Here is a 19401-nt window from a genome sequence, read left to right on the forward strand (position 1 = left end):
GGATCCTCCAGAAAAGTGTGTGCGCAATCCATGAACTAGCCGGAACGATAGTCCCCCGCTGCGCCCAAGGTCGCTTAAGTTATACTCCGGCATCTTGGCGCGCTGCAATGGCAATGCGCTGGTACACGGTAAAGATTGAGCCTACCGCCAAGATCCACAGCGATACCGCCGCGGCGTACTCTACGCCCAGGCCCTCAAGGCCGATTCCGCCCAGCGCCAGGATGAGGCGCTCGGGGCGTTCAATCAGGCCGCCCACCATGGTGAAACCGGAGGCCTCTCCCCTAGCCTTGATATAGGAAATGACCTGGGAGCAGACCAACGTAATGAGGCAGGCCGCCACGGTCCATTTGGACGCGTCTGCGGTATACACCAGCCACCAGGCGATGGCGCAGAATAACGCGCCATCGGTAATGCGGTCGCAACTGGCATCCAGCGTGGCACCGAAAGCGCTCGATTTACCGGTCAGGCGCGCCATGGTGCCATCGAGCATGTCAAAGGCGGCAAAGAGGCCGGATAATACGGCGGCGATAAACAGGTGGCCGGTAGGAATGAGGATCACCGAAATGGCGATGGTCACAATAGTGCCTACGACCGTGACCACGTTGGGAGTCAATCCCAACTTTAAAAAGGTCTTGGCTATAGGTTCCACCACCACGGCGGCGGGCTTTCGCCCATGCACGCTAAGCACGCGAGTCCTCCTCTTCCATGTCACGCCAACCCTCTGCCAAGACACGGCGGGTGTCTTGCAGTAGTTGCGGTAATACCTTAGTCCCATCGAGGACAGTCATAAAGTTACTATCCCCGGGCCACCTTGGCACCACATGCAAATGCAGGTGGTCTCCCACCGAGCCGCCGGACGCGCGCCCCAGATTAAAGCCCACGTTAATGGCCTCTGGGCGTGACACACGCTTGAGTACCCGCACCGCCTTTTGGGCAAAGGCCATAAGCTCGTGGGATTCTTCCTCGGTGAGGTTTTCCAGCTCGGATTCCTTGCGGTACGGCACCACCATGAGGTGGCCGGCATTATAGGGAAACAGGTTGAGCAGCGCATAGACCGTCTTACCGCGGGCGATAATGAGCCCGTCCTCATCGCTGCCCTTCGGGGCTTCCACGAAGGGATCCTCGGACCGCTGCGCGATATAGGCCATCCGGTACGGCGCCCACAGTCGCTCCAACCGGTCCGGCTCACCGGCACCGATATCGACGAATGTCTCCTCGCTTTGCCCCTTCTGCGAATTAGCGCCGGGCACGAATGAGCTCTTCTGTCGGCTGCTCGTTGGTGCGCTCTGCTACCCACGTGGAGATGAGCTCAACGGCTTCATCGACCGGCACGCCGTTGACCTGCGTGCCATCCAGGAAACGGAAGGAGACCGCACCGGCTTCCACGTCGCGGGCGCCGGCGACCAGCATGAAGGGCACTTTGCCCGTCGTGTGATTGCGGATCTTCTTCTGCATACGGTCATCGGAGGTATCTACATCCGCGCGAATGCCCTTGCGGCGCAGCTTTGCGGCGACGCCCTCCAGATGCGGCACGAAGTCATCCGCGACTGGGATGCCCATGACCTGGTGGGGTGCCAACCAGGCTGGGAATGCGCCCGCGTAGTGCTCAAGAAGCACGCCGAAGAAGCGCTCGATAGAACCGAAGAGGGCCCGGTGAATCATGATCGGGCGCTTCTTCGTGCCATCGGATGCGGTGTATTCCAGCTCGAAGCGCTCCGGCAGGTTGAAGTCCAGCTGAACCGTGGACATCTGCCAAGTGCGGCCAATGGCATCGCGGGCTTGCACGGAGATCTTCGGGCCATAGAACGCCGCGCCCTCAGGGTCAGGAACGAGCTCGAGCCCGGATTTTTCTGCCACGGACTGCAAGATGGCGGTCGAGCGCTCCCAAATCTCATCGGAGCCGACGAACTTATTGGGATCCTTGGTGGAAAGCTCCAAGTAGAAATCGGAGAGACCGTAATCCTCAAGCAGCGAGATGATGAAGTCTAGAACCTGGGTGAGTTCTTCTTCCAGCTGCTCTTCGGTGCAGTAAATGTGGGCATCGTCCTGGGTAAAACCGCGCGCACGCGTCAAGCCATGCACCACGCCGGACTTTTCGTAGCGGTAGACCGTACCGAATTCGAAAAGGCGCAGCGGCAACTCACGGTAGGAACGGCCGCGGGATGCAAAGATCAGGTTGTGCATCGGGCAGTTCATCGGCTTGGCGTAGTAGTCCTGCGGCTCCTTGACGGTATTTCCCTCGGCGTCATACTCGCCATCGAGCTGCATCGGCGGGAACATGCCATCTGAGTAGAAATCAAGGTGGCCGGATTTACGGAAGAGGTCGCCCTTGGTGATGTGCGGGGTATTGACAAAGGAGTATCCCGCCTGCACGTGGCGGTTGCGGGAGTGGTTTTCCATCTCCATGCGCACGGTCGCGCCATTGGGGTGGAATACGGGGAAACCAGAACCGATCTCATCCGGGAAGGAGAAGAGATCCAGTTCTTGGCCCAAGCGGCGGTGATCGCGCTTTTCTGCCTCTTCCACCATGGTCTGGTAGGCAGCCAGTGCGTCCTTGGACTCAAAGGCGGTGCCGTAGATGCGCTGCAGGCCAGCATTGGCCTGGTCGCCGCGCCAGTAGGCGGCGGACGACCGAGTCAGGGCAAAGGCCGGAATGTATTTCGTGGTGGGAACGTGCGGGCCGCGGCACAGGTCAAACCATTCCACCTCGTTGGTGCGCGGGTTCACGTTGTCATAGTGCGTCAGATCGCCGGCACCCACCTCAGCGGCCTCATCGGAATCCGGGTCCACGTTGCCCTTGTCCTGGATAAGCTCCAACTTGAAGGGCTCATCCTGCAAGGCCTGCTCTGCCTCAGCCGTGGACGCGTAGGTGTGGCGCTCGAAGCGCTGGCCTCCCTTGATGATCTTCTTCATCCGCTTTTCCAGGTTCTTGAGATCCTCCGGGGTGAAGGGCTCAGCGGTCTGGAAATCGAAATAGAAGCCGTTTTCAATGGACGGGCCAATACCCAGCTTGGTGCCGGGGAACTCGGCCTGTACGGCCTGGGCCATGACGTGGGCGCAGGAGTGGCGAATGACGGCGCGTCCATCTTCCTCACAGGCGGCTACCGGGACAAATGTCGATTCCTCATCCGGGGTGTGCGAAAGGTCATACAGGGTACCGTCCACGCCGCGGACTACCACGACCGCCTCTGGGCCCTTATTGGGAAGGTTCAGCTCGCGGAGGGCCGCACCAACCGCTTGCCCGGCCGGCACGGTGAAGGATTCGTAATTTACCGGTGCTGCGGGAATAAGTTCCGCCATATTCGCGCTCCTTTTTGCGCTCGCGCAGATACGGCATACCTGGCCGCATCCACTAGTTAAATTTACGGATCGTCATTCTACAGGCCAGCATGCGTGCAAAGCGATTCCGCCCACCACGTTTCTTTGCCATCGCTGCCTTTAGTTCCCGGCGGGCAGAAATACATCGCCGAACCGATGTGGGTAAGCCACTCATTCAGCAGGTCCGCCTCATCAAGGCGCGCCTGAATGGGCTCGAATTGCTTGGTGGGATCCTGCTGGTAACAGATGAAGATTTGGCCAATATTGGATAGTTGGCCATCCTTGCCATCCGGCGGCAATTCATAGTTATAGGGCCGGCGCAAGATCTTTTGCTCCGGGTGGTCCTTCGGCGCAGTCGCGCGCGCCATGTGGGAGTTCTTATCGATGACCGGCAGGCCATACTCATCCGTGGCCTTAAAGTCCGCCTCATCGAATTCCTTATCACCCGTAAGCGGTGCCCCGTTTTCCAGCTTGCGGCCCACCGCATTTTCACGGGAGGAGCGGTCCAGCTTTTCCCAGGTATCGAGGTTCATGCGGATGCGGCGCACCACCATGGCCGCACCACCCTGCTGCCACTTCGGGCCATCCTCGATCCAGACTTGGTCAGCGAATTGTTCATCGCCGCGCGGGTTCACGGTGCCATCTTTTTGGCCAAACATATTGCGCGCGGTCGCGCCCTTGTCGTGGCTGCCGTAGGCGTTGATAAAGCCCTGCTGCAGCCAGCTAACTTCAGCATAGTGCTCGCCAGAGCGCACCATGTGCCGCAGCGCATAAGTATTCATCAGCGGGTCATCGCTGCAAATCTGCAGGACGATGTCAGTCTGGCCCCACTTGTCATCTAATTGGTCGCGGGAATAGGCGCGGACATCGCCAAGCCACTCCGGCTTATCCACGCCCAGCAGGGAGAAAATGCGCTCGCCCAGCCCACACGTAATGGTGAGGTTCGCAGGCTGGCGCACCATTTCCGGTTCCAAGGTCCCCAACGGCGGCTGGCCCGTGCACAGCGCTCGCGCGTCCTCGGTCCACAGCTTCATGAGCCGGGCAAAGCCCTGCTTGCCGATGCCCCCTTTAAGATCAAAGCCCACCAAGTTCAGGTGCGCTTGCTCCGGCGTATCAATGCCGGCCTGGTGTGGGCCGTCGAAAGCCACGGTGGCATCGGCAAGCGGGGGCTGCTCCTCCGCTTCAGCGTGTGGTGTTGATTTATCCGAGTTGCATCCCACCAGCGCAATGGCGCTGGTAGACACTGCAGCGCCGGTGAGAAATCCCCTTCTGCTGAATCCCGTCATGATTAGTGCTTGTGGTTTTCTTTCTCGTCGTCCTTGCTGGAGTGGTCGTGACCGGAGTGGTCGTGGCCGGAGTGATCATGGCCAGAGTGGTCGGAGTGATCGTGGCCCGCGTGACCGTGGTCCATGCCCTCCATGTCGCCGTAGTCCTCATCGCCAGCACCCATGGTGCGGGCCTGGATGGTGCCCAGGTCAAGCTCCTCGCCGTCAGACAGGGTGACCGTCATCTCGAGGGAATCACCAGGCATGATGCCTTCTTTCATACCCATCAGCATGAAGTGGTCACCGCCAGGAGCAAGCTCGTGGCTCTCGCCAGCCTTGACAACCAAGGGGCTGGACTTTTCGCGCATCTGGCCATCGACGGTCTCGTGAATCTGGTTCATCTCTGCGTCCAGGCTCGTGGAGAAACCGGTGATCTCGATGTCTTTATCCGAGTGGTTGACCAACGTACCGAAGATGGCGGTCATGTCCTTGTCTTCGTTGGCGCGGACAACAGCGTCCTCGAAGGTCAGGTCCTTATCCGCTGCAGCGGTAGATTTACTGGTTTCTGCAGTCGAAGAAGCGGCCGAAGTCGACTCCGAGTTGCTGGAATCGCTCTCGTTATCCGGGGAGCAACCAGCAAGAACCAGGGCGCTGAGGGATACGCCGGCAATCAGGCGGGAAAATTTCTTAGTCATTATTTGTGACCTTTCGAGTCGTTTCGACGAGTTTTAGCGATCAACAAAGCCAGAACGGCCGCTATGGCCAGCACACCGCCCACGCCCAGGATGATTTTCACCGAGGTAGGCATATCGCTCGAAGAATCTGCAGCTCCATCTGCATCTGCAGCGTCGGTGGAGGAAGCATCATCGCTACCCCCACCTGTGACCGTAAATGAGACCCCGCCGCGCGTTGCGTGTCCATCCGAGGAGGTGATGTTGTAGCCCACCTGGTAGTTACCTGGGCCGGGATCGACATCATCTGGAGTTGTGATCGTCAGATCGCGTTCATCGAGCTCCGGCTCCTGGCTAAAGATCTGTTCCCCAGTGTCCTTATTGGTTACCGCAAAGGTGTTGAACTGGTCTTTAGGGATGCCGGAGAACTCCAGGGTAATTTCCTCAGGAAACTCCTCGAGCTGGTCGCCCTCCTTTACGGTTCCGCCCACGACGGAATCGTGCGCCAGTGCTACGGGTGCGGATCCGCCGGCGATAAGCGCGGTAGCTCCCACTGCCACTGCCGTGCGGCGCAACCAAGGTACGCGATGGCTCATTTTCAGCTCCTTCAGTTCTGAATTTTGCGTGTGCATGCAAAGACATCCTAATCCCACCGAATGCCTTGGTGACAATCGTGGTCATCAGGGTGTCTCTATCAATAGTCGGGAACCATATCCCCATAGTTCCGCACCGAAGCGAAAAAGTCTGCGATCTCCATCACTACAGAAGCTTTGAGATTGCCGCATGCAAAAAGCCGCCTTGCTAACAAGGCGGCTTGAGTGGAGCGGATGACGAGACTCGAACTCGCGACCCTCACCTTGGCAAGGTGATGCGCTACCAACTGCGCTACATCCGCAGGTAAATCAAAAGATTCACCAAGGGCCACAAGATGACCCTCGTGCGCGATACTGGGATTGAACCAGTGACCTCTTCCGTGTCAGGGAAGCGCTCTCCCACTGAGCTAATCGCGCCTAATGCCCGAAGGCATTAAAACGTTGAGGTGGAAACGGGAATCGAACCCGTGTGCACGGTTTTGCAGACCGTTGCCTCACCACTCGGCCATTCCACCGTGGCGATACCGCCTCACACAATACAGTGCTGGAGCGGATGACGAGACTCGAACTCGCGACCCTCACCTTGGCAAGGTGATGCGCTACCAACTGCGCTACATCCGCATGCGAAACCAGGCCCGGTTTCTAGGACAAAGTCCTTGTGCGCGATACTGGGATTGAACCAGTGACCTCTTCCGTGTCAGGGAAGCGCTCTCCCACTGAGCTAATCGCGCGCTATTCATTTAGTTCCACTTTCCCTTTGTGGTGTAACACCCTCTAGAAAAGCGTGGAGCGGATGACGAGACTCGAACTCGCGACCCTCACCTTGGCAAGGTGATGCGCTACCAACTGCGCTACATCCGCATCGCGCCGCAGTGCTTAATGCTTTGCGGTGCGTGAACAAACATTATCGTGCTCCCTGCCAGTTTCCAAATCCCCAGCCCAGCACACCTATTGCGCGGCGTAAATCACTCACTTATCGACGGTGTGAATTGCAGGGGTGTCATTTATCCCGCGCGCTCACCTTCCCAGACATATCCGCTTTAACCCCACCTTCCGCGCCCTTCATCCAGCCAATTAGGAAAATGGAACGCACCGGGTGTAAATTTATCCCCCGCAAGGTCCTATAGCTCAGTGGGAGAGCGTTCCGTTCACACCGGAAAGGTCACTGGTTCAATCCCAGTTAGGACCACCACCGCCCACCTAAGCTTAATTTCCTTTGCTTAGATGGGCTTTTCCCATTCAAGTAGGCTTTTTGGCTTATCTGAGTAAAGTGTCCACCCGTGTTGTGGATACTTTTGGGAATTCTTGCTGGACTGGTCTTACCGATTCAAACGCTAGTCAATACTCGCCTTCGCGCTTCCACCGGCACCCCCTTTTCCTCCTCGATGATTTCCTTCGCCGTAGGAACGGTAACCCTGCTCATCGTGGCTACTGCCGTTACCGGCGGGGATTACGGCATTGCGCAGGCTTTTGATGAACCACTTTGGATTTGGTTCGGCGGTTTGCTGGGTGTTGTCGCACTGACCGGAAATATTCTCCTCTTTCCGCACCTAGGCGCGGTGCAGACCGTAGTCTTACCCATCGCGGGGCAAGTCATCATGGGTCTCATTGTTGACCACTTCGGGCTCTTCGAGTCCCCTCAATCTTCTCTCACAGCAGTGCGTGCCATCGGTGCCATTATCGTGCTTATCGGCGTGATTGCGGTGGTAGCTACCCCGAGCGCTGCAACAAGTAGTGAGGATTCCGCGACCGCCCTGTGGCTCTGGCGGCTCGCCGGGTTTATCTTTGGCTGTTTTACCGCTAGCCAATCCGCTATCAACGGACATCTGGGCCAAGTCACGGGCTCCCCAGTCAGCGCTGCGCTGGTATCTTTCGCCGTCGGCGTTACCGCCCTGGTCATCGTCAATATCGTGTTGCGCTGGCGCCCCCGCATCGAGCGCCCGGAAGGAAAACCCAACCCGTGGTGGATGTGGATAGGCGGTGTATTGGGCGCGCTTTTCATCTTCGGCAACGCCGCCCTCGTTCCGCAGATTGGTACCGGTCTCACCGTGGTTGCCGGCCTGCTTGGCTCGATGCTGGGCTCGCTCATCATTGACCGCGTAAGCGGCGCCCCCATTAAATCCCGCCAGGTGCTTGGCATTGCCCTCCTTTTAACCGGTGTGGTGCTCATTCGGCTGGTGTAGCTGACAGGGCGATTCACCCCGGCAGAACCATTACACTGGCAGAGCATGGACATCGCTTCGCTTTTAGGGCCCGAGCCCTCTTACCTACCCGCCCTCCGGGCCAATATGGTTTCTACCCTCACCGGGTCTGCCACCATCAACGACCTTTCTGAGGCCATGGGCAATGACACCGACGGAAAGCTTTTCCAGGCCCTGCGTGGCTGGGCGGACGTTGTTTTTGTGGGTGGGCAAACGGTCAGGTCAGAAGATTATTCGGGAGTAGAGCAACACTCTCCCGATTCGCCTCCCGCTCCCATTGCCGTACCCACGCAAAGCTTGAAGTTTGAGCCGGACTCGAAATTCTTAACCCACTTCACCACCGCCCCGCTCTTCCTTGTCCCCCACGCGGCGCTGCAGAACCCGGAGGTGTCCGCGAGGAAAGGTCCTCTTGAGGCGGCAGGCGCAGAGGTAATCGATGCAGGTGAAGGCACCATGCAGGACTACCTCCGCATATTGCGGAAGCGTGGATTTCAGCGCATCCTCTGCGAGGGTGGGCCAGGAATGCTCGGCCAGCTGGTGCATATCGATGCCATCGACCAGATGTATCTCACCTTGGATCCCCACCTGTCCACCGGCGTGGAAAAGCCCGTGGCTACCTTTCATGGCACGCACTCCCACCGCCGAATGCACCTAGAAAATATTGCCGCAGATACTGATAGCACGGTGTTTCTGCGATACTCGCGCGCGTCTGAACCCGTAGACTAAAAGGTCGTGTCTGCTCGAATAAACGCCGCCGCATGGCCTATTACCGTTCTCCTCGTCATTCAGCGCGTTTTCATCGTCGCGCGCAATGGGACGCTGACTGATGATTTCACCACGGTCTATAGCGCGCTAAGGCGCATGGTCGACGGTATTCCGGTGTATGAGCAGGCCTATAACCATGTGGATCCGTTGTATCTCTACACCCCGGGTGCAACGCTATTCCTATCGCCTTTAGCGTGGCTCGATTTTGGCCCAGCGCGCGGGCTTTTCATCGTGGTCAATGCCCTTGCCATCATTGCCGCATTAGCACTGCTGACCCACGTGGTGGGAAGAAAGCTCACCTCGCCGGTGTTTCCGGTCTCTATCGCTTTAGCCTTCTCCACCGAATCTGTCACCAATACTTTGGCGTTTACCAATATCAACGGTGTGCTCTTATTCTGCATGGTGCTTTTCCTGTGGGCTTTCTTAGAGGCTGAGCGCACCCCGCAGCTCGCGTGGCTTTCCGGCATAGCCATTGGGCTAGCCATTTTGATTAAGCCCCAATTCGCGCCCCTCCTCTTCTTGCCCCTAGTCAAGCTGCAGTGGCGCAACCTCCTCGCGGGGCTGGGGATTCCAGTGGTGCTTAACCTCCTCGCGTGGCCCCTGGTGCCCGGTGCAAGCGGTTACCTGGACAAGCTTGTGCCCTATCTGTCCACGACCCGCGATTATGCCAATTCCTCCTGGGCGGGATTACGCGCCTATGTGGAATTTGGACCAGTCCTCTACTGGGTGGTGTGGGTAATCTTCGCTGCCTTGATCGGCTGCGCGGTGCTTGGGCTATTGCGGTGGCGACAATCCGAACCGGTGTTTTGGGCGCTGACGACGAGTGGCGCGATTATGGTGGGGATCTTCTTCTTGTCCTCGCTAGGACAGCAATATTATTCAATGTGGCTATTCCCGCTGATATTCACCGTGGTCCTGCCGCGCTCCGTCTTTCACTCAGTGGGCGCATGGGTGGCCGCGTTCCTGTTCTTGGCGCCTGTGTCGTGGACATCGCACGCGCACCCGGATGCTGGGCGGTGGATGAACTTCTTCTCCGGCACCGTGGGATGGAGCCTGCTCATCGTCATCATCTTCGCCTGCGTTGCCGGATGGTGGCGTGCAACGCAAATAAAGGATTAAACTTAAAGTCATGACTGATTTTAAGCTCATTGCTGATGCCGACTGGCAAAAGCGCCTTAGCCCCGAAGAATATTACGTATTGCGCGAAGCTGGTACGGAGCCTCCGCACGTGGGCAAATACACCGATACCACCACAGAAGGTGTCTACTCCTGCAAGGCCTGCGGCGAGGAGCTATTCCGTTCCACCGAGAAGTTCGATTCCCACTGTGGTTGGCCTTCCTTCTTCTCCCCGCTAGCCGGTGACAAGATCATCGAGCGAGAAGATAACTCCCTGGGCATGCGCCGCATCGAGGTTCTCTGCGCCAACTGCGAGTCCCACTTGGGCCACGTTTTTGAAGGCGAAGGCTACGATACCCCGACCGACCTGCGTTACTGCATCAACTCAATTTCCTTGAACCTGGAAGAAAAGCCCGTCGAGGAAAACTAAGATCTCGCTACTCCGCGCAGTGAGATGAAACGACAGCGCTGGGAGCACCTATAAAGGCTGCCCCCAGCGCTGTTTTTGTTTCACATCTTAAGGCAAAACCTTAATGAGTTCTGCGATGTCCTTCACGCGGCGTCCGGTGTGGAAAGGAATTTCCTCGCGGACGTGGTGGCGGGCTTCGGTATAGCGCATCTTATACATCAGGTCCACGATGCGGTGCAGCTCGTCGGCCTCAAAGGCTAGCACCCACTCATAATCCCCAAGCGCGAATGCCGGCACAGTATTGGCGCGCACGTCGGGGTAGTCGCGTGCCTGCATGCCGTGTTCCATCAAAATGCGGCGGCGCTTTTGTTCGTCCATCGTGTACCAGTCATAAGAACGCACGAATGGATAGACGGCAATCCACTCCTTGGGCTCTTCCCCCATGATGAAGGAAGGCAAGTGGGATTTATTGAACTCGGCCGGCCGGTGCAAGGCGTTTCCAATCCAGGTCACCTCGCTTACCTGGCCCAAGGTGGTCTCCCGGCGGAAATCGCCGAAGGCTTTTTGGATATCGGAAAATTCCTCAGCGTGCCACCAGATCATGAAGTCTGCAGAATCGCGCATCGCGGTCAGATCGTAGACGCCGCGGACGGTGACCTTATTGTCCTTTTCTAGCTCCGCAAAGAATTCTTGGGCTTGGGAGATGATCTCCTCGCGCTCGCTGCCCAGGCCGCCTGGGATCACCTTGAAAACGGCGTGTTGGGAGTATTGCTGTACCTCATTGAGTTCCTTGAAATCGAGCTTCGCCATTGCCTTCTCCTTTGCAGAAGCTTATTCGAATATTCGGACATATCCATCATAAGTTGGAGTTACACCGATTGTCATCCCTCCCCCTGTGCGCCTCCCACTATCGGCGCGCCTCCGCCAGCTCAAGGTAGTGAAACTATAGCTTTATCAAGGTGAGTAATTCCGAATCGACCACGCGCAGCGCCGGTAAGAATGCCGGAGCCAACTCCGGAGACGGCGCAGCCTTTACCTCCCTACGCCGCAACGACGAGGCACAAGAGCCAACGACGCCGCCGGCTTTTACTCAGGCGGTGGAGTCCATGCACGCGGCCACTCTTCGCCCAGAGATTAGCCTCGGGTCCATTCGCCCACCGCAGCGGCTAGCCCCCTTTAGCCACGCCATTGGCCTCGAGGTGGGCACGGAAGAGGAGCCGGATATCATCGCCACAGATTCAGATGGCGATGCCTTCGGGCGCCTCATCCTCCTCCATGACCCGGGCGCGGAAGAGGCTTGGGAGGGCGCCATGCGCTTGGTGGCGTATATCCAGGCAGATATGGATGATTCGGTGGCAGGAGATCCGCTGCTTCCGGACGTCGCCTGGCAATGGCTCAATGAAGGCCTGGAAAAAGAAGGCGCGGAGATTACCAACCTCGGCGGCACCGTCACCTCCACCGCCTCGGTTCGCTTCGGCGAGATCGGCGGTCCCCCGCGCGCTTATCAGATTGAAATGCGCGCATCGTGGACCGCGGAGGGACTAGATTTAGCGCCGCACGTGCAGGCCTTTGCACAAGTATTAGCCAACGTCGCGGGCCTGCCGCCTGAAGGCGTTACTGAGCTCGGCCGCTAAGATGGTGGAATTTCGGAAGCGTCCGAAACAGGGTATTCCGAAGGTCTTATCCACCCCGGCGGAATTTGCCGAGGCGGCCGCGCGGTTGCAGGCGGGTACTGGGCCCTTTGCCATCGATACCGAACGCGCCTCAGGTTACCGGTACGATGACCGCGCCTTTCTCATCCAGATCCGCCGGCGCGGCGCTGGGACGATGCTTTTTGCCCCAGAAGGCCACCGCGCGGAGTTAACCCAGGCGCTTGCTCCGGTGCTCAATGGGCAGCACTGGATCATTCACGCCGCCCCCTCGGATCTCCCCTCTCTTGGGTGGCTCGGGCTTTTCCCCGGCACCCTTTTCGATACGGAATTAGCCGCCCGGTTTGCTGGCTTTCACCGCACCAATTTGGGCGCCATTATCGCGGAGCTTTTCGATGTCCAGCTAGAAAAAGGCCACGGCGACGATGACTGGTCCATCCCGCGGCTCAGTGAAGAAATGCGCGCTTATGCCGCACTCGATGTCGAGCTCCTGCTGGAACTAGCTACCACGCTGCGCGATATCTTGGCCGAACAAGAAAAGCTGGACTGGATGGTGGAGGAATGTGCGGCGATCGTCGCCAAGCACGCGAATGATACCGCCCCGCAGCCGCATTCCTGGCGCGATATCAAGGGAGTATCGAGCCTAAAGAATGGGAAGCAGCGCGCCGCGGCGCAGTCTTTGTGGGCCTTGCGCGATGATATTAGCCGGCGAACCGATACCGCGCCCGGGCGCGTGCTGCCGAATAAGGTACTGGTAGAGATAGCCCGGGTTTTGCCCAGCACGCAGCCGCAGCTCACCCGCATCAAGGGGTTTCCGCGCCGGCGCAAGGGTGCCGCGCAGCGCTGGTTGCGGGCGGTGCAGCAGTCCCAGAAAATTCCACCGCGGGGGCGCCCGGTTGCGCTCCGTGAGGAAAGAACCGTTCCCTCGAAATCGGTGTGGTCCAGGGAGTATCCACAGCAGTGGGAGGAATATCAGGAGATCCGCGCTGCCATTGGGGATATCGCCGAAGAGCTCGGGCTGCCACCTGAGCTACTACTTCGCCCCGCCACCCTCCGCGCCACCGTGTGGGCGGCCATTGGTGGGAGCGGAACCATCAGCCAGCCCGAAGACGTGCCCGCCTTCCTAGAACGCGAAGGCGCGCGGTCATGGCAGGTCAACCTCGTTGCCCCGGCATTGATCGCGAGCCTATTTTCCCAACCAGATTAAGCGGTGAGGTTTTCTACCCACTCGGTAATCGATGCGGCAATGAGCTCTGGGCTTAGGCCAAATTCTTCCAAAACCTCGCCGCGGGAACCGTGCTTGGGGAAGTAGCCAGGAACACCAAGGCGCCGCACCGGGGTATCCACCTCTGCGGCACCGAAAGCCTCAGCAATCATGGAGCCGATGCCGCCGCGAATGAGGCCGTCTTCTACCGTCACCACCAGATCGTGATCTGCCGCCATAGCGATGACGGAGCTTGCCACTGGCGCGACCCATCGCGGGTCAATGACCGTGACGTTGAGTCCCTGCTTCTCCAGCTCTCGCGCGGCCTTAATGCTCCGTGCGGACATCGCACCGATAGAAACGATGAGGACCTCGGGGGTATCCTCACCGGCGTCGGCCTCGCCGTAGTAGAGGATATCGACGCCATCGGCAAGCGTATCCACGGCTTCCATATCGGGCAGCAAGTTTCCCTTGGGGAACCGGACGACTGAAGGCCCAGAATCAATGTCCAGAGATTCGTGGAAGAGCTCGCGCAGGCGCGCACCATCGCGCGGGGCAGCGATGTGCATGCCAGGGACAATGCTCATTAAGGACATATCCCAAATTCCGTTGTGGGAGGCGCCATCAGATCCCGTCACGCCCGCTCGGTCCAGCACGATGGTCACCGGCAGCTTGAGCAAGGCAATATCCATGATCACCTGATCCACAGCCCTATTCAGGAACGTGGAATACACAGCCACCACGGGGTGCATGCCGCCCAAAGCCAAACCAGAGGCAGAGGCCATCGCGTGCTGCTCGGCGATGCCCACATCAAAGAACCGCTCTGGGAAACGCTCCTGGAAGGGAGCCAGCCCCGTAGGACCCGCCATGGCTGCGGTGATTGCAACGATGTCATCGCGCTTTTCCGCCGCCGCGATCAATTCTTCAGAAAATGCGGCCGTCCACCCCGGCTGCTTGGTGCCCTTCGCTACGCCGGTTACTGGGTCGATGGCACCGGTCGAGTGCATCTGGTCCTTCGGCTCATTGACCGCAGGCGCAAACCCGTGGCCCTTTTCCGTGACCACATGCACGATAATGGGGCCCTCATAATCGCGGGCATAGGAAAGCGCATGCACCAAGCCATCGATGTCATGGCCGTAAATGGGGCCAATATATTTAATCCCCAGCTCAGGGAAAATCTCCGTGGGCAAGACGGTGGACTTGACGCCTTCTTTCATGGCATGGAGCGCATCAAAGGCGCGCTCGCCTACCCACCCCATGGATTTCAGGCGGCGTTTGCCCTGCTCCATGAGCTCGTCGTAACCATGCTGGGAACGAATGCGCCCCAGGTTTTCAGAAATGCCGCCAATGGTGGGTGAATAGCTGCGGCCGTTGTCGTTGACCACGATGACCGCATTGCGCTTTTTATCTTCAGAAATATTATTGAGCGCTTCCCAGCACATGCCGCCGGTAAGCGCGCCATCGCCGACGATGCCGATGACATTGCGGTGGCCTTCCCCGCGAATCTTGAAGGCCTTGGACAGCCCATCCACGGTCGAAAGCGAGGCGGAAGCATGCGAGGATTCCGTCCAGTCATGCTCGGACTCACCGCGGTCCGTATAACCGGACAGGCCGCCCTTTTGGCGCAGGGTATCGAATTGGGCCGTGCGGCCAGTCAACATTTTGTGCACATAAGACTGGTGGGAGGTATCGAAGATGATGGGCTCGCGCGGGGAATCAAAGACCCGGTGCAGCGCAATGGTCAATTCCACCACGCCCAAATTGGGCCCCAAGTGCCCACCAGTCACCGATACCTTATCGATGAGGCGCTGGCGAATATCCGCCGCAAGTTCCTCCAACTTTTCTGCAGGCAGTGCCTTCAGGTCTTGCGGCGAGTTTATGGTATCCAAGATAGTCATGGAGCGGCCTTCAACTCCTTCTGTGCTTAGTTCTTCCTATCCACCGTACCCGTGGTCCGTATTTTCTTTTATATCGGCTCATTACTTCAGGCGAGGTATTTTCGCGTTAAACGGAACTCTGCGCCGGCTTATCTGCTTCCTTATCTGGGGTAATAAGAGCGATAACCTCAAAGTGATGGGTGCCAGGAAAGGCATTGATTAGCGCCATTTTCTCAGGCTTGTACCCAGCGCTGTGCCACAGGGATAGATCGCGGGCAAAGGTTGCGGGATCGCAGCCCACATGAACCACGGCCTGCGGCTTTGCCTCCGCCACGGCGCGGATAACCTGCTCGCCCGCCCCGGTTCGCGGCGGATCGAGCACCACGGCACCAGGTTGGGGCAATTGCGCAGCAACCTGTTCTACCTTCGCGGATTTGACTGCAATATCGATATCGCGCAGCCCCGGCTGCGTAGACGCCGTTGCCGCGGGCGAATAGTCCACGGAAATGACTTTTCCACCGGTGGCTTCTGATAGCGCGGGCGCGAATAGTCCGACGCCGCCGTACAAATCCCAGGCAATCTTCTGCTGGTAATTCCGGCCGGCCAGCCACTGCCCCGCCACAGCGCTATAAAGTTCCGGCGCCGCCACATGCGCTTGCCAAAAGGCCGTGGCAGGGAAGGAAAACTCGCGGCCATTGACGTATTCGACCACGGTGCCAGAGCCCTCGATGACCTCGCGAATGGTCTCCACGCGCCTGCCCCGCGGTGCCTTGCGCGTTTCCACCACATGCCGGTTACCCGCGCCATCGAGAACCGCGACGATTTCGGCCCCCGGGGTAAAACGCCGCGCGCCGTCGCCTACCAAACCATCAATCAGGCCATCTGCTAGTTGGGTACAACCGACAGAAGTCACCAGCTCATTCGAGCGGTACTTCCGCAATCCGGCGCGGCCTTGCTTGTCGACGCCCAACCTGACCCTCGACCGCCAGCCCCGTACCGGCGGCAGGTCGTGTTGTTCAATAGTGAGGGACTCGAGCCCTTCTATGCCGCTACGGCGCAGCTGTTCGCGGAGAACGTCCATCTTGATGTCTAGTTCCGCTGCGGGATCCAACTCTGCAAAATCGCAGCACCCAGCACCAAGCTCCGCGGCGGGGCAACTACTGGGTACGCGCAGAGCCCCTGCGGTGACGATGCTATCGAGTTCGCCCTTGATAAAGGACTTTTTCACCTTACCGGCGGTTGCGCGAACCGTGTCCCCCGGAAAAGCCCGGGGAACGAAGACGACGCGCCCGTCTGAGGCGTGGCCGATGCCAAGTCCACCATGGGCCATGCGGTCAATGGTGACCTCCAGGGTGTCTCCGCGAGATAGAGCGGACTCATTCATTTTCTGCCTCGAACTCTTGTGTACTGCGATCTGAACTTGTGGCAAGCCCGGCATTTTCTGCCGCTTCTACCGCGGCATCTGCGCGGCGCACCATCCACACGGTCAATGCGGTCACCAATAGCGTCAAGGGCCAGCCCATGACGATCCTGGTAATGCCCAAGGCGGTCGTCTCCCCGGCATCATAAATCGCCCGCTGGATGATAAACCGCGCTAAGAAGATAACGGCCCACCCGGCGGTGGCAATGGAATAGGCCCTGCGCGCAAGCTTTACCTTCTGCCAGGCCATATCATCGCCGTTCAAGCCCTTCCAGATAACGCCAACGGCCGGCCACCGGAAGAGAATTGATAGCGACGCGGCGATAAACAGGGCCAGTGACATCCAAATGCCGTATAGGAAGTAGCCTTTGGCATCGCCGGTAAACCAGGCGATGGCGGCGCAAATGGCCACCCCGATAAGGCCAGAGATGGCCGGCTGAATGGTCTGTTTGCGAACGATGCGCCATATGGCGATCACTACCGCCACACCCAGCGCGGAGATGAGCGCCGGGGTTAGGCCGTAAAGGCTATTAACTGGAATAAGGACGACGATGGGCAAGGTGGCCGCAACCAGTCCGGGAAGGCCTCCCATTTGTTCCAACAGAGTTGGCTCAGTATCGCGGTCCTGGTCGTCGCCTAGCTGTGGAGCCTGCGGCTCCGGCAAAGAGTTACTCACGTAGCGTTCTGCTTTACTTACTTATCGGTATCGGGGTTAGACCCCTTGTCTTTGTCATGTGCGGGAGATTCATTGTCCCCCTTGGGTGGCTGCGCGCCCAAATCGCGCAGTTGCTGTTCGGCTTCCGCCTCAGCTGCGGGATCGGGGCCGCCTACCCCGTTTTCTGGGTGACCTTGGGCCGCCTGCCCCTGGGAATTTGCGCCTGATTGGTCCTGCTGACGCTTTTCCATGGCTTGTTTGACCTGCTCCACCAGCTGCTTGGGCATGATGACCGGCAGTGCATTGCCCGCCAAAATGGGATCTTCACCGCGGTAGACAAAGGTTCGCGATGCTACGTCGCGCGCGATCTGCGCTAAATCTTCTTCAAGGCCGGTAGGTGCTGCAAGAGTTAAGCGCAGCATCCACCGCGGGCCTTCGGCGCCAATGACGCGCAGTTGGCCGTTGTCATTTTTGCCAACGATTTCCAGCCCCCAAGGGCCTTGCTCCGTGGTGACGGATAGCCCATCGCGGCTCATGCCTTCCTTGATTTCTTCCACGGATTCAGCCCACTGGCCAGGTTTGCGTGGAGCTGCGAAGGCAACGGGAGTAATACGGCCCGCCTTGGTGACAATGTGCAGCATCTTCGGGCCTTGTTCGCCCATTTCTACCTGGACCTGGGAATCCTTGGGCAGCGGAATGCGCATCGAGCCAAGGTCAAGGATGCCGATGGAAGAATCAGAAAAGTCAAAGTCTTCGATATTGACGGAATCGCCATCGAAGGGGCCGGTTTCGCCATTTACGGCGTCGTGGGCAAACTCCGTTGGCACCTGTCCCGAAGCTGCGGCGGCATCGGCAGCCGTATCTTTTACGGATGCAAAGGAATTCGATTCAGCCGAAGCCGATCCTGCGGAATCAGCGGCAGGCTCTTGCGGCTGCGATTGCCGTGAGGCCTCCGGCTCTTCCTTCCGGTTGTCATCGTTTTTCTTTTTGCCAAATGGCCAAATACCCATGTGTTTAAACCTTTCTATACCCCGGTTGATCCGTAGCCGCCGGTACCGCGGTCGGTCTCATCCAAGTCTTCTACTTCGCTAAAATCCATTAGTTCTACACGCTGTACCACGAGTTGAGCGATGCGCATGCCGCGCTCGATCTCGATCGGGGTGTGGGAATCGTGGTTGATCAGGCACACCTTGATCTCCCCGCGGTAGTCAGCATCCACGGTACCCGGCGTATTGACAATGGACAGCCCGTGTTTAGCTGCTAGGCCAGACCTCGGATGAATTAATCCCACGGTGCCCAGCGGCAAGGCCATGGCTATACCGGTGCCAACGAGGGCGCGTTCGCCAGGTTGGAGGGTAAGCGCCTCGGCAGCATAAAGATCGGCGCCGGCGTCACCCCGATGGGCCCGAAATGGCATCGGCAGCCCTTTATCGAGGCGCTTAATTTTGACGTCTCCTACTGGCGTTAGTTCCTGCGGTAGCGAATTCGAATCAGTCACTTAGCCAATCCTACCTGCCCCAGCCGGTTCATTCTGCGCCTGGAGTGGACTAGACTGCCTAGACGTGTCTGATATTTCTGCTCCTCAACCCGCTGACCCGAAAGTGTTGTATCGCGAACGCCAATGGGTGCCGTGGTACTTCTGGATTTTTGCAGCAATCGTTGTGGCTTTAACCTCAGCTACGGCCGGACTCAACCGCTCTGTGTGGTGGACCATCATTCCCGCGGTCCTGCTCGGAGCCATCGCTATCTGGGTGCTCATCACGTGGTCTGGGACCGTTGTGCAAGTAGAACAAGATGAAGATGGCACGCGGTGGCTGCTCGTCAAAGACGCACAGCTACCCAATGAGGTTGTCTCTCGTTCGATTACCGTTCCAAAGTCTGCGCGCCATAACGCACTGGGCCCGCAATTCGATCCGGCCGCATTCTTGGTCTCTCATGCCTGGATTGACGAGCACGCCATGATGGTCCTCAATGATCCGGAAGATGACACCCCATATTGGCTCATTGCCTCGAAAGATCCAGACCAACTGCTCCGCGCCTTCCTGCCAGAGCAGCACGCGTAAAATTCGTAGATTCTAGGGGTCGCTGCTTTTTAGAAGGCATCACCTGTGAGAGTGCCGTTGGTGTTTTCCGTGCTACTGCATCCCCCCCCGAGCAAGCCCGTATGACAGCATTAAAGCAGACTTTCGGTCGCACCTTACGCGGGTTCTTGTACCGTCAGTGAAAAGTTGGACTAGGAAGAGATCACAATGGGTTTC

Annotated in this window: 19 protein-coding genes and 7 tRNA genes; 8 read left to right on the forward strand and 18 right to left on the reverse strand. The window is 58.4% G+C overall.

Translation table 11 applies throughout. The features are described 5' to 3' along the window. Positions 1–79: 79 nt before the first annotated feature. From pgsA to CACC_RS06955, 12 genes are all read right to left on the reverse strand, one after another. Complete coding sequence (pgsA, locus tag CACC_RS06900) at positions 80–688, reverse strand: phosphatidylinositol phosphate synthase (RefSeq protein ID WP_005278979.1); 609 nt, start codon at positions 686–688, stop codon at positions 80–82. After that, positions 681–1250, reverse strand: a complete 570-nt coding sequence (locus tag CACC_RS06905) for an HIT family protein (protein ID WP_005278977.1) — start codon at positions 1248–1250, stop codon at positions 681–683. Before CACC_RS06905 ends, pgsA begins: the two co-directional genes overlap by 8 nt. Continuing rightward, entirely contained in the window at positions 1237–3300 is a 2064-nt protein-coding gene (thrS, locus tag CACC_RS06910; protein WP_005278975.1) for a threonine--tRNA ligase, read from the reverse strand. The genes CACC_RS06905 and thrS overlap by 14 nt, the downstream gene beginning before the upstream one ends. Before the next feature lie 77 nt (positions 3301–3377). After that, positions 3378–4604, reverse strand: a complete 1227-nt coding sequence (locus tag CACC_RS06915; protein ID WP_005278974.1) for a Dyp-type peroxidase — start codon at positions 4602–4604, stop codon at positions 3378–3380. 2 nt (positions 4605–4606) lie between these two features. Next, positions 4607–5278: a copper chaperone PCu(A)C gene (locus CACC_RS06920; protein WP_005278972.1), complete on the reverse strand. Its 672-nt coding sequence runs from the start codon at positions 5276–5278 to the stop codon at positions 4607–4609. Then, entirely contained in the window at positions 5278–5850 is a 573-nt protein-coding gene (locus tag CACC_RS06925) for a copper resistance CopC family protein (RefSeq protein ID WP_035108501.1), read from the reverse strand. The genes CACC_RS06920 and CACC_RS06925 overlap by 1 nt, the downstream gene beginning before the upstream one ends. A 223-nt stretch (positions 5851–6073) precedes the next feature. Continuing rightward, a tRNA-Gly gene (locus CACC_RS06930) sits at positions 6074–6149 on the reverse strand. A gap of 43 nt (positions 6150–6192) precedes the next feature. Continuing rightward, positions 6193–6264, reverse strand: a tRNA-Val gene (locus CACC_RS06935). Between the two features lie 27 nt (positions 6265–6291). Beyond that, positions 6292–6362 (reverse strand) — tRNA-Cys (locus tag CACC_RS06940). 30 nt (positions 6363–6392) lie between these two features. Beyond that, positions 6393–6468 (reverse strand) — tRNA-Gly (locus tag CACC_RS06945). Between the two features lie 38 nt (positions 6469–6506). After that, positions 6507–6578: transfer RNA gene (locus tag CACC_RS06950), tRNA-Val, on the reverse strand. A 54-nt stretch (positions 6579–6632) separates the two neighbouring features. Continuing rightward, positions 6633–6708, reverse strand: a tRNA-Gly gene (locus CACC_RS06955). Between the two features lie 256 nt (positions 6709–6964). Between CACC_RS06955 and CACC_RS06960 the strand changes: the two genes are divergently transcribed. The 5 genes from CACC_RS06960 to msrB all read left to right on the forward strand — a co-directional run bounded on the left by CACC_RS06960 (position 6965) and on the right by msrB (position 10359). Then, a tRNA-Val gene (locus tag CACC_RS06960) sits at positions 6965–7039 on the forward strand. A gap of 88 nt (positions 7040–7127) precedes the next feature. Next, complete coding sequence (locus tag CACC_RS06965) at positions 7128–8030, forward strand: DMT family transporter (protein ID WP_005278969.1); 903 nt, start codon at positions 7128–7130, stop codon at positions 8028–8030. Between the two features lie 45 nt (positions 8031–8075). After that, a complete protein-coding gene (locus tag CACC_RS06970; RefSeq protein ID WP_005278967.1) occupies positions 8076–8774 on the forward strand; it encodes a dihydrofolate reductase family protein in 699 nt (232 codons plus the stop codon). A gap of 6 nt (positions 8775–8780) precedes the next feature. Next, the gene (locus tag CACC_RS06975; protein ID WP_005278965.1) at positions 8781–9932 is read left to right on the forward strand and encodes a glycosyltransferase family 87 protein; all 1152 of its coding nucleotides are present in this window, start codon (positions 8781–8783) and stop codon (positions 9930–9932) included. Between the two features lie 10 nt (positions 9933–9942). Continuing rightward, a complete protein-coding gene (gene msrB, locus CACC_RS06980; RefSeq protein ID WP_005278963.1) occupies positions 9943–10359 on the forward strand; it encodes a peptide-methionine (R)-S-oxide reductase MsrB in 417 nt (138 codons plus the stop codon). A gap of 87 nt (positions 10360–10446) precedes the next feature. On the opposite strand, the gene hemQ is transcribed toward msrB, so the two are convergent. Beyond that, entirely contained in the window at positions 10447–11148 is a 702-nt protein-coding gene (gene hemQ, locus CACC_RS06985; RefSeq protein ID WP_005278960.1) for a hydrogen peroxide-dependent heme synthase, read from the reverse strand. A 149-nt stretch (positions 11149–11297) separates the two neighbouring features. On the opposite strand from hemQ, the gene CACC_RS06990 reads away from it, so the two are divergent. Further along, positions 11298–11972 (forward strand): DUF3000 domain-containing protein, encoded by a 675-nt coding sequence (locus CACC_RS06990; RefSeq protein WP_005278958.1) that lies wholly within the window; start codon positions 11298–11300, stop codon positions 11970–11972. 1 nt (position 11973) lies between these two features. Next, positions 11974–13194 carry an HRDC domain-containing protein gene (locus tag CACC_RS06995; RefSeq protein ID WP_005278957.1) on the forward strand — a complete coding sequence of 407 codons (1221 nt, stop codon included), beginning with the start codon at positions 11974–11976 and terminating at the stop codon, positions 13192–13194. On the opposite strand, the gene dxs is transcribed toward CACC_RS06995, so the two are convergent. From dxs to dut, 5 genes are all read right to left on the reverse strand, one after another. Further along, positions 13191–15089, reverse strand: a complete 1899-nt coding sequence (gene dxs, locus CACC_RS07000; protein ID WP_005278955.1) for a 1-deoxy-D-xylulose-5-phosphate synthase — start codon at positions 15087–15089, stop codon at positions 13191–13193. The genes CACC_RS06995 and dxs overlap by 4 nt on opposite strands. A gap of 106 nt (positions 15090–15195) precedes the next feature. After that, complete coding sequence (locus CACC_RS07005; RefSeq protein ID WP_005278953.1) at positions 15196–16452, reverse strand: class I SAM-dependent RNA methyltransferase; 1257 nt, start codon at positions 16450–16452, stop codon at positions 15196–15198. After that, positions 16445–17152 (reverse strand): DUF3159 domain-containing protein, encoded by a 708-nt coding sequence (locus tag CACC_RS07010; RefSeq protein WP_005278951.1) that lies wholly within the window; start codon positions 17150–17152, stop codon positions 16445–16447. The genes CACC_RS07005 and CACC_RS07010 overlap by 8 nt, the downstream gene beginning before the upstream one ends. A 29-nt stretch (positions 17153–17181) precedes the next feature. Continuing rightward, positions 17182–18153, reverse strand: coding sequence for a DUF3710 domain-containing protein (locus CACC_RS07015; RefSeq protein ID WP_005278949.1), 972 nt, complete (start codon positions 18151–18153; stop codon positions 17182–17184). A 14-nt stretch (positions 18154–18167) separates the two neighbouring features. Then, on the reverse strand, positions 18168–18641 hold the full coding sequence (gene dut / locus CACC_RS07020) for a dUTP diphosphatase (protein ID WP_023017381.1): 474 nt from the start codon (positions 18639–18641) through the stop codon (positions 18168–18170). A 103-nt stretch (positions 18642–18744) separates the two neighbouring features. Here dut and CACC_RS07025 point away from each other — a divergent pair, with 103 nt between their 5' ends. Beyond that, positions 18745–19206, forward strand: a complete 462-nt coding sequence (locus CACC_RS07025) for a DUF3093 domain-containing protein (protein WP_005278947.1) — start codon at positions 18745–18747, stop codon at positions 19204–19206. Positions 19207–19401: the final 195 nt, after the last annotated feature.

It is taken from the genome of Corynebacterium accolens (genome assembly GCF_023520795.1).
GTDB classification, from domain to species: Bacteria; Actinomycetota; Actinomycetes; order Mycobacteriales; family Mycobacteriaceae; genus Corynebacterium; species Corynebacterium accolens.

Coding starts and splice junctions, on each gene's coding strand:
- CACC_RS06970 (WP_005278967.1), top strand. CDS start 8,076: ATGGACATCGCTTCGCTTTTAGGGCCCGAGCCCTCTTACCTACCCGCC.
- CACC_RS07015 (WP_005278949.1), bottom strand. CDS start 18,153: ATGGGTATTTGGCCATTTGGCAAAAAGAAAAACGATGACAACCGGAAG.
- hemQ (WP_005278960.1), bottom strand. CDS start 11,148: ATGGCGAAGCTCGATTTCAAGGAACTCAATGAGGTACAGCAATACTCC.
- thrS (WP_005278975.1), bottom strand. CDS start 3,300: ATGGCGGAACTTATTCCCGCAGCACCGGTAAATTACGAATCCTTCACC.
- dxs (WP_005278955.1), bottom strand. CDS start 15,089: ATGACTATCTTGGATACCATAAACTCGCCGCAAGACCTGAAGGCACTG.
- CACC_RS07005 (WP_005278953.1), bottom strand. CDS start 16,452: ATGAATGAGTCCGCTCTATCTCGCGGAGACACCCTGGAGGTCACCATT.
- CACC_RS06995 (WP_005278957.1), top strand. CDS start 11,974: ATGGTGGAATTTCGGAAGCGTCCGAAACAGGGTATTCCGAAGGTCTTA.
- CACC_RS06925 (WP_035108501.1), bottom strand. CDS start 5,850: ATGAGCCATCGCGTACCTTGGTTGCGCCGCACGGCAGTGGCAGTGGGA.
- CACC_RS06920 (WP_005278972.1), bottom strand. CDS start 5,278: ATGACTAAGAAATTTTCCCGCCTGATTGCCGGCGTATCCCTCAGCGCC.
- msrB (WP_005278963.1), top strand. CDS start 9,943: ATGACTGATTTTAAGCTCATTGCTGATGCCGACTGGCAAAAGCGCCTT.
- CACC_RS06915 (WP_005278974.1), bottom strand. CDS start 4,604: ATGACGGGATTCAGCAGAAGGGGATTTCTCACCGGCGCTGCAGTGTCT.